Source organism: Nitrosopumilus cobalaminigenes (assembly GCF_013407145.1).
Lineage (GTDB): Archaea > Thermoproteota > Nitrososphaeria > Nitrososphaerales > Nitrosopumilaceae > Nitrosopumilus > Nitrosopumilus cobalaminigenes.
Window position 1 is genome coordinate 284232 of record NZ_CP026993.1, and the last position, 11961, is coordinate 296192.

Sequence of the window (11961 nt, forward strand, 5' to 3'; positions counted from 1 at the left end):
AATTTGCTCTTTTCTTTAGAAGTAGATTTTTATTCAATTTGTAAGGATGATGTTGCAGATGGGGCTTAACTATTACCAAATTAAGAAAAATATTCTTCGAGCTCGTAAATTGGTAATTAAAGGAACCAATATTGCAGGATCTGGCCATCCTGGAGGTTCATTTTCAATGGCAGAAATTTTGGGATGTTTATTCAACAAATATCTAAAATTTGATCCTAAAAATCCACAATGGGAAGATCGAGATAGATTAGTTTTGTCAAAAGGTCATGCAGCTCCTGGATTATTTTCAAACATGGCTGTTGCAGGATATTTTCCAGAATCTGAAATTGAAACACTAAGAAAATTTGGAAGTAAATTACAAGGTCATCCTGACCTCAAGTGTCCTGGTGTAGAATTTTGTGGAGGCTCTTTGGGTACTGGGTTATCGTACTCCGTTGGAATTGCACTAGCTGCAAAAATTGATTCCAAAGATCATCATGTCTATACAATTATTGGAGATGGAGAGTCTGATGAAGGACAAGTTTGGGAGGCTGCAATGACTGCTTCAAAATACAAAGTAGATAATCTAACTGCATTTTTAGATAGAAATTTCATTCAACAGGATTCATACACTGAAAAAATAATGCCTCTTGATGAAAAATTAGAAGGTGACAATCTATCTGAAATGTGGAAGGATGCATCTCGTTGGAAAACAGGTGACAAATGGAGATCTTTTGGATGGAATGTTATTGAAATCGATGGACACAGGGTTGAACAAATTGATGCAGCTATTGCAAAAGCAAATGCAACAAAAGGAGTACCCACTATGATAATTTCAAGAACAATTAAAGGAAAATCTGTAGAACACATGGAAGATAATCCCCAATGGCATGGAAAAGCTCCTGATAATGATGTTGTTCCAATAATTAATCTTGAATTAGATTCACAATTCATGATATCCCCATCTATCATTGCTGGTGATATGACAAATTTAGAAAATGAAGTTAAGCGATGTGTAACTGGTAGAGCTGATTACATTCATCTTGATGTTATGGATGGACAATTTGTTCCCACAAAAACTTTTGATCATACCAAAATTAAAGAACTTAGACCCCTAACCGTAATTCCATTTGATACTCATTTGATGATTAATGAACCTGTAAAATATGTCAAAGACTACATTGATGCTGGTAGTGATATAATTACAGTTCATGCTGAAGTAACTGATGAATCCAGTTTTGGTGAAATCCATGATTTGTTAAAACAAAATCAAGTCGGTGTTGGATTTTCAATAAATCCTGACACTGAATTACCTGAATGGTCTTACAAATTTTTAGCATCTCTTGATCAATTAATTGTAATGTCTGTAGTACCGGGAAAATCTGGTCAAAAATACATTGAAGAAACTCATACAAAAATGACCAGGTTGAATTCTATTCTAAAAGAACATGATTTTACAGGTTATATTGAGGCTGACGGAGGAGTAAATCTTGAAAATATTGGATCTGTGTTTACTGATGGTGCACGTGCTTTTGTTGGAGGTGGTGCAATTATTGGACAACAAGATGTTAGAGCAGCAATTAGAGATTTTAGAACTGAGGTTTTAAAATCTCGAAGACGAAGTCTACTTGATAAAGCAAATGAATTGGGTGGATCTGAATTAGTAAACAAATGGATTGGTTTGCATGTAGTTGGAGAAAAACAAGAACAACTTAAAAAAATTGCACAGGAGGCAGGATACCTTTGAATGATCCTGTGATGACTGACATGCGTTCAGAATATTCTAAATCATTAATTCAAGTGGGAAAAGATGATCCAAATGTTGTTGTTTTGGGTGCAGATACAACTGACTCTCTAAAAACTTCTGGATTTGGAAAAGAATTTCCTAATAGATTTTTTAATGTGGGAATTGCTGAAGCTAATCTTGTAACTGTTTCAGCAGGATTGGCAGTATCTGGAAAAATTTCATTTGCCAGTACTTATGCGATATTTTTACCTGGACGAGCAGTTGATCAAATTCGAAATAATATTGCTTATCCTTCACCTCCAGGAAAAAAAGGCCTTAATGTAAAACTGGTAACATCTCATGGTGGTCTATCTGTAGGACCTGATGGAGGTTCCCATCAAACTATAGAAGATATTGCAATAATGAGAGTAATTCCAAATTTTCGAGTTTTCATTCCTGCTGACACTGTTGCAGTTTCAAAATTAACTCACTTAATGGCAAGAGAATATGGCCCATTTTACATGAGAATGGCAAGATCTAAAACACCTCTTGTACATTCAGAGTCTCAAGAATTTCAAATTGGAAAAGGAATTACATTGCGAGATGGATCAGATTGCACCATTGCTGCATGTGGCATTACTGTAAGAATGGCTTTGGAAGCTGCTGAATCGTTACAACAAGAAGGAATTTCTTGTAGAGTGTTAGACATGTTCTCGATTAAACCCATTGATGATGAAATTTTAGAAAAAGCTGCAAGAGAGACTGGATGCATTGTAACTACTGAAGAACATAATATTGTAGGTGGAATGGGCTCAGCAGTAGCAGAATCTGTTTCTGAATCTTACCCTGTACCAATTAAGAGAATTGGAGCCCAAGATATGTTTGGAGAATCTGCTCGTGATAATGAAGTTCCACTACTCTTGGAAAAACATGGAATAACATCTTTTAATATGGCAAAACAAGTCAAAGAAATTAGGAGTAAAAAATTATGAAAATTTTTCTAGATACTGCTAATCTTGAATCAATTAGAAAATTTAACGATATGGGATTGCTTGATGGAATTACAACCAATCCCTCATTGATGTCAAAAGAAGGAGGAAATCCTAAAGATGCAATGGAGGAAATTACAAAAATTATCAAAGGCGATGTAAGTTTAGAAGTTGTTAGTACTGAATATTCTGGAATGATGGAAGAAGGTAAACGTCTTCGTCAATATGGAGAAAATGTTGTTGTAAAAGTTCCCATGACTCCAGATGGTCTTAAAGCATGTAAATCACTTTCTTCTGAAGGTATTCCAGTAAATGTTACATTGATCTTTTCTGCAAATCAAGCTTTACTTGCAGCAAAATCTGGTGCAAAATATGTTAGTCCATTTATTGGAAGATTGGATGATGTTGGCCAAGATGGAATGCAATTAATTCAAGAAATTAAAGAAATCTTTTCTAATTATGATTTTGGAACTCAAATTTTGGTTGCTAGTGTACGTCATCCATTACATGTAGTTGATGCAGCAAAAATTGGAGCTGATGTTGTAACTTTACCTCCTGGGGTACTTGATAAGATGATGTTACATCCTTTGACAAAAATTGGTTTGGAAAACTTTCTAGCTGATTGGGACAAGCTAAAATCTGGAAATCCTGACATCAAAATTTAGGTACCATTAAAAAATAAAATTATAAAAATTAAAAATCTAGGCTTTATCTGAACCTTTGTTAGTACTTTTTCTTGAGCTAGTTCCTCTACCTGTACTTCTAGTCATTCCTTCAGTAGAAGGTCTTGCTTTTGGATCTGGCATATCGCCTAGTTTTCTTGAACCAGTTCCACGACCAGTGTGGACCATTCTACCTGCTGATGCTTTTTTTCTTGCTTCTTGGATCTTTCTGAATTCATCTCCAGACCATTTTGAAGCGTCTTCATCAACTTCGATAGTTCCTGTACCTCTACCGGTTCGTATTCTAATTTTCCCCATGTTTAAGGTTAAATTATCTTGTATTTATCTAAGCTTATTTTTTATGAGTAGATCTGGATTTTTAATTTTTAACTACTGATCCAGCCTAATTTTTTGAAATATGTAAACATCATGATTGCAGGTATTGCTGATGCAATGATCACAATAATGAATGTAGTAAATGGTCCTAAAATCATTGAATTACTTCCAATTCCTCCCGGTAAATCAACATTCATTCCATAGAATGTACCAATTACTGTAGATGGTATTGCTAGTGTGAATATTATTGTCAATACTGCAAGGACTTTGTTTGTTTTTTCAGTACTTAACACAAAATCTGTATCTTTGTAAATTTCCATGGTTTCCCTTGACTCTTCCAATGTTTCAATTACTTTGTCAATGTGGTCTATTACGTCATCATAGAATAATGTAAGTTCATCATCTTCACTACCTGAAAATCGTTTTACATTTTTTGCTATTTCCAAGACAAATTTCTTTAATGGATTTGCGATTCTTCTTAATCTATTAATTTCTCTTCTAAGCAATGCAATACTTCTTGCAACTGGTTTTGTTTCATCAAAGACTCTGTCTTCAATTTCATCTAGATTTGCAATAATTTTTCTTGATGTATGTAAAAGATCATCTACTAAAACATCTAAGATTTCGTGTAGTAGCAATCCTGATGATTTTCCTAATAATCTGTTTTTTCTTTGTTGATCTGCATCTGATTTGCAAATATCAACCAATTCTACCAGTGGCTTAAGATCTCCTTGATGTACCGTAACTAGAAAATCTTTTCCTACAAATATTGATAATTGACTATTTTTTGAAATCCCTATTTTTTGAGCTAGTGGAGGAAAATGAAGAATTACAAAGAAGTGGTCATCATAACTATCTAATTTTGGAAGCTCAAATTTAGTCATACAATCTTCAATGTTTAATGCATTGAAATTGTATTTTTCAGCCAATTTTTCAACTTCATTCCTATCTGGATTTTGCAAATCAATCCACACAAATTTCTCTCCTTGAATAGTTTCCATCTTATTTTCAATAGGAATCTCTACTGATTTTCTGTTAGAACGTAGTCTATTTGTGATGAATCCTTTTCTCATGTCGAAGAGTACCCTAATCTAACAAATTTAAAGCGATCGCTATGTTAAACCCAAATTAATTTTATAATTAAATTGAGGCTAATTCAGTTTGAATAAATTATTCATTATACCCACGGGAGAAGATAGTTGACTCCAACCCATACTACTGCAATTGTTGCTGCCATTGCTGCCCACCAAAGACGCATACTAGTTATTCAAATTAGTCAATAATAAATCTACAGCCCAATTTCCAACAAAATCTTAAAGATTATTACAGGATGAACAAATTTCTTTTTTTGTGGCCCTCGTAGTACAGTGGTTAGTATAGAGGATTGTGGATCCTCGGACAGGAGTTCGATTCCCCTCGAGGGCCCTCTATAATTTTAAAAAATTCCGAACTTACTAGATTCCATTTCTTCTTTAATGGCTAGTTTGAATCTAGGTGATTTAGATTCTACATTTTTTGATAACCATGATAAAAATTTTTTATCTGTCCCTTTTCCTTTTAATTTCTCAAAATCTGGACCCATAGTTTCAGCCAATTTTTCAATTAATGATCTGTTTACACTTAATACAAAAAAATGCCAACCAAAGGCAAATTCTGAATCTGTCATCACAAAATCTTCTCCTCCATGAACCATTTCTTCTAAAAGTGATAATTGATGGGTTAATGCCTTGCTAGTTTTATCATAATCTACTGCGGATACATTGACGTTTAATCTACTTTCCATGTCTTATTTACATAAAAACAAAATAAAAGGATTACACAGATTATTCTTTTAATAGATATTCAAAATCAATGTCAAAATGCATCTTCATGATGCTAATGTAAGTTTTAATCGATTCAGGAATTTCATCTCCACACACAACTCCTAATTTTTTTGCATTAATCCAAATCATCAAAGTTTGTATAATTGTCAAAAATCGATCATTTTTGATTTCAGGAGATCCAATAGATTTGGTATACCTTTCTGCAAATTCCCACGCTGTAACAAAATCTACACATTTCACACCAAAAATTGCCAATAACTGTTCTTGCATATTTTGTGCCTTTTTGAAGGGAACTTTGTTGATAATATATGGAAAATCAACTTTGTCTGGAAGACAATCTGGGAGAGGTCCCCAAATTGTAATTATTTTGGTTTCAGGTTTTAGAGTTTCAAACTTTTCTACCATCTTATTGATTACATTTTCATCTGTAAACCAGAACAAAATTACTGAAGCATCTGAAATATCTGATTCTTCTATATTTTGGCAAATTAATTTACCTTTAGAATTATTTTTTTCCAGAACTTTCTTTGCATTTTCTATTTTTTCTGAATTGTTATCAATTCCAATTGCATTTTTTACATCAAATTCGTTAATAGCTATTGAAATTCCCTTTTCATCACCACACCCTAAATGATAAAAAATATCGTCTTTACCTAATTCTGTAAATTTGAAAATTTCTCTAAATGATTTTTCAGGTAACTGAACGTCTTCGCCGCTTAGTAAATTATTTGGCAAAGTTTCCAAATATTCTTCGATTTTCATAATAATGACTACACTTGACGAGAATTTATTCTCTTATGCTTTCTAGTTTTGAAACTGCTTGCCATAATTGTGTCCTAACGTAAGATGGCATGTTTGGATCTTGTGTTACATCATCTAGCAAACTAATGGTGTTGGCAGCTCTAACTGATAATGAATATTCAGGATTATTAAGATCAGCAATTAAATCTGTGATTGATTTTTTAATTGTTTTAGGTGTTGAATTACTTGCTGTAATTTGTTCTAGTGTTTCAATTGCTTCTTTCATTGATTCTTTATTTTGAGTATCGTCAGCCATTTTTAACACATTTTCTTAAAATTTAGAAGTATATAGTTACATCTCTACAAAGACATTGTCTGATTCAACTACAACATTGTATGACGTTAAATCTCGAATTTTTGCTGGGAATTTAACTAATTTCCCAGTCTTACAATCAAATTCTGCTTTGTGCCATCCACAAGTAATTGTACACCCGTCTAGCGTTCCTTCTGATAAACTGGAACCTGAATGAGTACAAGAGTCATCTGTAGCAGAATATTCGCCATCAATATTTGCAACTAAAATATCTCTCCCATCAATTGACACCTTAATCATTTTTCCAGGTGGAATTTCTGATGTTTTTCCAGCTATAATTTTTCCCATTGACATTTTTATCTGATCATTCTTAATAATTTTTTGTATATTATGAATTTGAAAATTAGAAATGCAAATAATTCAGACAAAACTGAAATTCTAAAATTTTGTAAAGATACTTTTTCTTGGGGTGATTATGTAGAGCACGTTTGGGATTATTGGTTGTCTGAAGACCACTTGTTCTTAGCAGAAAAACAATCTTCTGTTGGTATTTGTCATGCATTTTATTCTAAAGATCAAATTTGGATAGAAGGTATTAGAGTAAAATCTAATTTTCGACGTCAAAATATTGCTACAAATCTAGTAAAATTTGCTGAAACTATTGGAAAACAAAAAGATCTATCTATTTCTTACATGCTAATTGATACTGAAAACTCTACATCTCTTTCTATGGCAAATTCTCTAAATTATTATATTTTTCAAACTTGGAATTTTTATTCTCTTGATCCAAAAATTAACTCAAACCATAATGTTACATTTGAAAAATCCATTGACACTCAACTTTATTCTCATTATGTAAAATCTTGGAGATGGCTTCCAATTGATGATAAAACATTGAAATCTTTATGTGATGAAAATAAAATTTTGCAGTCTTCAATTGATGAAAATAACTCCATTGCCATTCTCAGTGATTCTGAACATTTTGATAACACTTTGATTGTTACTTTATTTTCGAAATCTGATGATTCTGCAGTTGAAATCCTGGCATTTCTTCAAAATTTAGGTATTGAAAAAAACTATGAGCGAATTCAAATTTTAACCAAAGAAAAATTACCCTGTTTTGATACTTTAGAGCATAAATTATCCTTTCATTTAATGAAGAAATCCCTAATTTGATTTTACAATTTTAATTGTATTGTTTAATTTTCCCAATTTTTCAATTTCCATTTCCACTTTATCTCCATCTTTCAAAAATACTGCATTTGGTTTGTTTAGCATTACTCCTGCTGGAGTTCCTGTAGAAATAATATCTCCTTTTTCAAGTGTCATTACTTTAGAAATTTTTGAAATGATTTCTGGAATTTTGATGAACATGTTGTTTGATGAAGAATTCTGTCTTAGTTCTCCATTGATTTTGGTTGTCATTTTTAGATTTTGAGGATTTTGAATTTCATCTTTTGTTGTAATCCATGGACCACAAGGTGCAAAAGAATCGAAACTTTTTCCTCTGGTAAATTGTTTATCTTTGAATTGAATATCTCGTGCAGAAACATCATTGAATACCATGTAGCCAAAAATTGCACTGTTTGCATCCTCCACGCTAATATTTTTACAATTTTTACCAATAATCAGGGCTAATTCTATTTCGTAATCTAATTGAGTAACAAAATCAGGACATATGATATCTGAGTCTGTGCTGTTTAATGCAGTACGTGGTTTGATAACAATGGCAGGATCTTCAGGTGCTTGTAATCCCTGCTCTTTTGCATGGTCTATGTAGTTAAATGCCAGACAAATTATTTTGTTTGGGTTTGGTATGGGTGGCAATAATTTGTATTTTGAAATATTTTCCTCAAATGACAAATCATCAATTTTATTTTTGATTTCATCATACCATCCGTCAAAAAGAAAATCTTTTACATTTAGAGGAATTGGCACACCTGTTAAGTAAGTGATTTCATCCTTTGTAGATACTTTATCGCCATTAACAAAACCATATGTCTCATTGTTGTTATGTGATAACCTTGCTATTTTCATTATTGATCACTTATGTGTAAAAATTGCTTGATTTTGTGAATCTTTTCTACAATATCCAAATCTAACAAACTGAATTTCTTCTCCTTCTTTTAATTGTAGATAATGTGGTTCTGTATAAACGTCTAATTCTTCTAAACTGTCTTCATTAAATTCATCTTCATTGAACAAAGTTTTTGGAATTACCATTTTAATTTCATGTGCTGTCTTTTGAGGAACCCATTGTATTTTCACTATGTTTGCTGTTTCGCCATTTTCAACAAAATCTCCTTCTAATTCAATTCCTGCTTTTGTAATGGATACATTTCCTAACCCTAGAAGACGAATTTGTGTTCCTTCTTTGATATTTTGTGCATCATCACCTGAAATGTAGAAATTTCCATCTATCTCGATTTTTCTTTTTCCCATGTCATTAATTGGATGATTTGGAATTTCAACTGATGTCATTGGCATGTTTTGTACTTTGAGTTTTTTTGCATTATTTACCATGAATAATCTAATACTGCTTGCGTCTACAAATTTCCTGTTAAATGCTTCAAGGGAATCAAATGGTGCTAGAGTATTTGCTTTAGTTAAACCCAAAGACATTATGAATTTCCTGATTGCCTCGGGTTTGATTCCCCTTCGCTTTAATGCCTCTAGAGTTGGCAATCTGGGATCATCATACCATGAAACTTTCCCTTCTTCAATCAAAGGCTTGATTATTCTTTTTGAAATGGGCATTCCTTTGAATTCTAGTCGTGAGAAAAACCCCTGTGCCGGCTTTCTCATGTTAAGTGCATCCAAGATTGCATCGATTAGCTCTTTTCTTAGTTCAAATTCCTTAGAACGAAAAGCATGAGTAACTCCATCTATGCTATCTTCAATGGCTACAGCCATATCATAACTTGGCCAAATTCTATATTTCTCTCCTAATGTGTAATGTTTCCCTTCAATAATTCTGAATAAAACTGGATCTCGCATAACTGCGTTATCAGCTTTCATATCTCCACGGAATCTTACTATAGCGTCTCCGGGTTTGAATTTCTCATTCATCTTTTCCCAATTTTTATTATTTTTTTCAATATTTTCAGTGCTGCATTTACAAGCTTTTCTCTCTCTTCTGTTTTTACTAATGTCTTCTCTCTTACAAGTACATACGTAAGCTTTACCTGAATTGATCAATTCATTTCCTTTTTCATAAAACAATTCCATGTCATCTGATGTACTTTTTACCGTATCAAATTCTATGCCTAGCCATTCTAATCCTACTTTAATTGCTGCATGATACTCCATTCTTTCTGCTTCGGGATTTGTATCATCCATTCTTAGAATGAATTTACCGCCATACATCTTTGCATATTCTGAATTAATGATAGCAGCTTTAGCATGACCGATGTGAGGGTATCCATTTGGTTCAGGGGGAAATCTTGTAATGACTTTTCCTTGTTCTGCATCTTTTAGTTTTGGAAGTCCTTCTCTTTCTTCAATTTTTTCTTTAGGTGCTAAAAGTTCTGGAAAGTTTTCTTTGATTTCTTTTTCTTGCGCTTCCGATGTTAATTGATTTACAGATGAAACAATTTCAGAAATCTCTGGTGATATTTCTTTTACTTTACTTCGAAATTCTGGTTTTGTTCCCAAAATTTTTCCTAAAATAATCTTGTCTCTGGTTTCTCCACCATGCTCAAAAGCATTTTGAAGGGCCATTTTCCTAATTTCCTTTCTTAGTTCTTCATCCATGTTAATTCCTCGCTATGTGACTATACACTTCGTTTTACTACAAAATCCAATAGTGAGATTAGCTCTGTTTTGGCAGGACCTGAATATTTTGCTAATGATTTTTCCGCCTTTTCTGCATATTTTAGTGCCTGTTTTCTCACATTTTGTTCAATTCCTAAGGATCTGATGACCTCTACTGATTTGTTTAGGTCCTTTCTTGAAATTTTTGAATTCCCAAATGCTTTTAGAATAATTTTCTTATCATTACCTTTTGCTAATTTGATTGCCATCAAAATTGGAAGTGATTTTTTACCTTCTCTAAGATCATTTCCTACTGGTTTCTTTGTAATTTTTGGATCTCCCATCACTCCAATTAGATCATCTGTTATTTGGAATGCAATTCCTAAGTTCCTTCCAAATGATGACAGATTTGAAATGTCTATTGGTTTATTTGTTGCACAAATTGCTCCCATTGCACAAGAAACATCAAACAATGCAGCGGTTTTTTTACCTATCATAGAAATATATTCAGCTTGAGAAGGAATTTTTTTTTCCTCGGCCATTTTTACATCTAGTAGTTGCCCTTCACAAATATCTACACAAGCTTTTGAAAGTCTAGAAACAAGTTGTGTGGTTGCACTTGCTGATAATTTTGAATCAGTAATCACTTGAAATGCTTTAGAAAATAACACATCTCCAGCAAGGATTGCAATTGGCATGCCAAATTTTTTATGTACAGTTGGTACACCATGTCGCATTTCATCATTATCCATTATGTCATCATGAACTAATGAGAAATTATGTACCATTTCTACAGCACTTGCAGCAGGCATTGCATTGGAAACTTTACCTTTTAAAATTTGACAACTTCTAATAACCATGTATGGTCTGAGTCTTTTCCCACCATTTACAATTAGATGACCTGCTGCATCATAGAGCTTTTTTGGATTGCCCTTTAATTTTGAGTTAAGATACTTGTTTACTGTTTTTGCATTTTGTTCGATTTGTTTAGTTTTTTTCATTTACTAATCTCCATTTATCTTCTGGTAGATGAATTTTGATTGCTTTTTGCAATTCATCATGAACTTCACTATTCATCCATGTAGATAAGACATTTGCATGCTTTTCAAGCATAGATTTGTTTGATTTTTCTAATAATTCAAGTGCAATTAGCATCCATGGACAATAAATTTCTGGATTTGTTTTTAATTCTAAAAGTAATTCTTTGGATGAGATCCATTTTATCTCATCAATTTCTCCTTCAATTTCTTTTAATTCTATAGATTTATCAATAATTCCAATTAATGTTCCACAAATTTCGTTTTCAGAACCTACATCTTTGTAGGGGACATGATATTCAAATTTGTGTAGGTAATCTAAAGTTCCTTCAATTCCTAATTCTTCTGGCATTCTTCTTTCTCCAGATGAAACATAAGTTTCGGATTCTCTTGGATGGCTTGCAAATGTTCCATCCCAATCATTTGGCCATAACATTTTTTCTTTAGCTCTTCGCGTAAGCACCAATCTCCCTTCATTATCAAACAATAATGCGGTAAATGCTCTGTGTAATTTTCCATTTGGTAAATGACATTTTACTTTTTCTTCACGTCCTATTGGATTATCATTTTCATCAACTAAAATTACAAATTCTTCAGACATT

Annotated in this window: 14 protein-coding genes and 1 tRNA gene; 5 read left to right on the forward strand and 10 right to left on the reverse strand. The window is 32.7% G+C overall.

Annotated elements, in window-relative coordinates:
• Nucleotides 1-58 precede the first annotated feature (58 nt).
• The 3 genes from C5F47_RS01640 to fsa are packed head-to-tail and all read left to right on the forward strand — an operon-like array spanning nucleotide 59 to nucleotide 3359.
• Complete coding sequence (locus tag C5F47_RS01640; protein ID WP_179361179.1) at nucleotides 59-1726, forward strand: ribulose-phosphate 3-epimerase; 1668 nt, start codon at nucleotides 59-61, stop codon at nucleotides 1724-1726.
• Nucleotides 1723-2697, forward strand: coding sequence for a transketolase family protein (locus C5F47_RS01645; RefSeq protein WP_179361180.1), 975 nt, complete (start codon nucleotides 1723-1725; stop codon nucleotides 2695-2697). The genes C5F47_RS01640 and C5F47_RS01645 overlap by 4 nt, the downstream gene beginning before the upstream one ends.
• A complete protein-coding gene (gene fsa / locus C5F47_RS01650) occupies nucleotides 2694-3359 on the forward strand; it encodes a fructose-6-phosphate aldolase (RefSeq protein WP_179361181.1) in 666 nt (221 codons plus the stop codon). The genes C5F47_RS01645 and fsa overlap by 4 nt, the downstream gene beginning before the upstream one ends.
• A gap of 36 nt (nucleotides 3360-3395) precedes the next feature.
• Here the strand turns inward: fsa and C5F47_RS01655 are convergent, their stop codons facing one another.
• Both C5F47_RS01655 and C5F47_RS01660 read right to left on the reverse strand, forming a co-directional pair.
• A complete protein-coding gene (locus C5F47_RS01655) occupies nucleotides 3396-3674 on the reverse strand; it encodes a hypothetical protein (RefSeq protein ID WP_179361182.1) in 279 nt (92 codons plus the stop codon).
• A 68-nt stretch (nucleotides 3675-3742) separates the two neighbouring features.
• On the reverse strand, nucleotides 3743-4765 hold the full coding sequence (locus tag C5F47_RS01660; protein ID WP_179361183.1) for a magnesium transporter CorA family protein: 1023 nt from the start codon (nucleotides 4763-4765) through the stop codon (nucleotides 3743-3745).
• A gap of 280 nt (nucleotides 4766-5045) precedes the next feature.
• Here C5F47_RS01660 and C5F47_RS01665 point away from each other — a divergent pair.
• Nucleotides 5046-5117 (forward strand) — tRNA-His (locus C5F47_RS01665).
• Nucleotides 5118-5127: 10 nt separating this feature from the next.
• Here the strand turns inward: C5F47_RS01665 and C5F47_RS01670 are convergent.
• Genes C5F47_RS01670 through C5F47_RS01685 form a run of 4 tightly spaced genes read right to left on the reverse strand, consistent with a single transcriptional unit; the run spans nucleotide 5128 to nucleotide 6917 of the window.
• Nucleotides 5128-5475: a hypothetical protein gene (locus C5F47_RS01670; RefSeq protein WP_179361184.1), complete on the reverse strand. Its 348-nt coding sequence runs from the start codon at nucleotides 5473-5475 to the stop codon at nucleotides 5128-5130.
• 40 nt (nucleotides 5476-5515) lie between these two features.
• Nucleotides 5516-6277, reverse strand: a complete 762-nt coding sequence (locus C5F47_RS01675) for a class I SAM-dependent methyltransferase (RefSeq protein ID WP_179361185.1) — start codon at nucleotides 6275-6277, stop codon at nucleotides 5516-5518.
• A 25-nt stretch (nucleotides 6278-6302) separates the two neighbouring features.
• Nucleotides 6303-6572 carry a stationary phase-response protein gene (locus tag C5F47_RS01680; RefSeq protein ID WP_179361186.1) on the reverse strand — a complete coding sequence of 90 codons (270 nt, stop codon included), beginning with the start codon at nucleotides 6570-6572 and terminating at the stop codon, nucleotides 6303-6305.
• 36 nt (nucleotides 6573-6608) lie between these two features.
• Nucleotides 6609-6917, reverse strand: coding sequence for a Rieske (2Fe-2S) protein (locus tag C5F47_RS01685; RefSeq protein ID WP_179361187.1), 309 nt, complete (start codon nucleotides 6915-6917; stop codon nucleotides 6609-6611).
• Nucleotides 6918-6959: 42 nt separating this feature from the next.
• On the opposite strand from C5F47_RS01685, the gene C5F47_RS01690 reads away from it, so the two are divergent.
• Nucleotides 6960-7745: a GNAT family N-acetyltransferase gene (locus tag C5F47_RS01690; RefSeq protein ID WP_179361188.1), complete on the forward strand. Its 786-nt coding sequence runs from the start codon at nucleotides 6960-6962 to the stop codon at nucleotides 7743-7745.
• Here the strand turns inward: C5F47_RS01690 and C5F47_RS01695 are convergent.
• The 4 genes from C5F47_RS01695 to idi are packed head-to-tail and all read right to left on the reverse strand — an operon-like array spanning nucleotide 7737 to nucleotide 11960.
• Nucleotides 7737-8606: a fumarylacetoacetate hydrolase family protein gene (locus C5F47_RS01695; protein ID WP_179361189.1), complete on the reverse strand. Its 870-nt coding sequence runs from the start codon at nucleotides 8604-8606 to the stop codon at nucleotides 7737-7739. The two genes, C5F47_RS01690 and C5F47_RS01695, sit on opposite strands and share 9 nt — an antisense overlap.
• A gap of 6 nt (nucleotides 8607-8612) precedes the next feature.
• Entirely contained in the window at nucleotides 8613-10322 is a 1710-nt protein-coding gene (locus tag C5F47_RS01700; protein ID WP_179361190.1) for a glutamate--tRNA ligase, read from the reverse strand.
• 20 nt (nucleotides 10323-10342) lie between these two features.
• Nucleotides 10343-11323: a polyprenyl synthetase family protein gene (locus C5F47_RS01705; protein WP_179361191.1), complete on the reverse strand. Its 981-nt coding sequence runs from the start codon at nucleotides 11321-11323 to the stop codon at nucleotides 10343-10345.
• Nucleotides 11310-11960, reverse strand: a complete 651-nt coding sequence (gene idi / locus C5F47_RS01710) for an isopentenyl-diphosphate Delta-isomerase (RefSeq protein ID WP_179361192.1) — start codon at nucleotides 11958-11960, stop codon at nucleotides 11310-11312. The genes C5F47_RS01705 and idi overlap by 14 nt, the downstream gene beginning before the upstream one ends.
• Nucleotide 11961: the final 1 nt, after the last annotated feature.

Excerpts from the sequence above, each read along its gene's own strand:
- fsa (WP_179361181.1), top strand. The coding sequence starts at position 2,694 with ATGAAAATTTTTCTAGATACTGCTAATCTTGAATCAATTAGAAAATTT.
- C5F47_RS01640 (WP_179361179.1), top strand. The coding sequence starts at position 59 with ATGGGGCTTAACTATTACCAAATTAAGAAAAATATTCTTCGAGCTCGT.
- idi (WP_179361192.1), bottom strand. The coding sequence starts at position 11,960 with ATGTCTGAAGAATTTGTAATTTTAGTTGATGAAAATGATAATCCAATA.
- C5F47_RS01675 (WP_179361185.1), bottom strand. The coding sequence starts at position 6,277 with ATGAAAATCGAAGAATATTTGGAAACTTTGCCAAATAATTTACTAAGC.
- C5F47_RS01700 (WP_179361190.1), bottom strand. The coding sequence starts at position 10,322 with ATGGATGAAGAACTAAGAAAGGAAATTAGGAAAATGGCCCTTCAAAAT.
- C5F47_RS01670 (WP_179361184.1), bottom strand. The coding sequence starts at position 5,475 with ATGGAAAGTAGATTAAACGTCAATGTATCCGCAGTAGATTATGATAAA.
- C5F47_RS01655 (WP_179361182.1), bottom strand. The coding sequence starts at position 3,674 with ATGGGGAAAATTAGAATACGAACCGGTAGAGGTACAGGAACTATCGAA.
- C5F47_RS01690 (WP_179361188.1), top strand. The coding sequence starts at position 6,960 with ATGAATTTGAAAATTAGAAATGCAAATAATTCAGACAAAACTGAAATT.
- C5F47_RS01680 (WP_179361186.1), bottom strand. The coding sequence starts at position 6,572 with ATGGCTGACGATACTCAAAATAAAGAATCAATGAAAGAAGCAATTGAA.
- C5F47_RS01695 (WP_179361189.1), bottom strand. The coding sequence starts at position 8,606 with ATGAAAATAGCAAGGTTATCACATAACAACAATGAGACATATGGTTTT.
- C5F47_RS01685 (WP_179361187.1), bottom strand. The coding sequence starts at position 6,917 with ATGGGAAAAATTATAGCTGGAAAAACATCAGAAATTCCACCTGGAAAA.
- C5F47_RS01705 (WP_179361191.1), bottom strand. The coding sequence starts at position 11,323 with ATGAAAAAAACTAAACAAATCGAACAAAATGCAAAAACAGTAAACAAG.
- C5F47_RS01660 (WP_179361183.1), bottom strand. The coding sequence starts at position 4,765 with ATGAGAAAAGGATTCATCACAAATAGACTACGTTCTAACAGAAAATCA.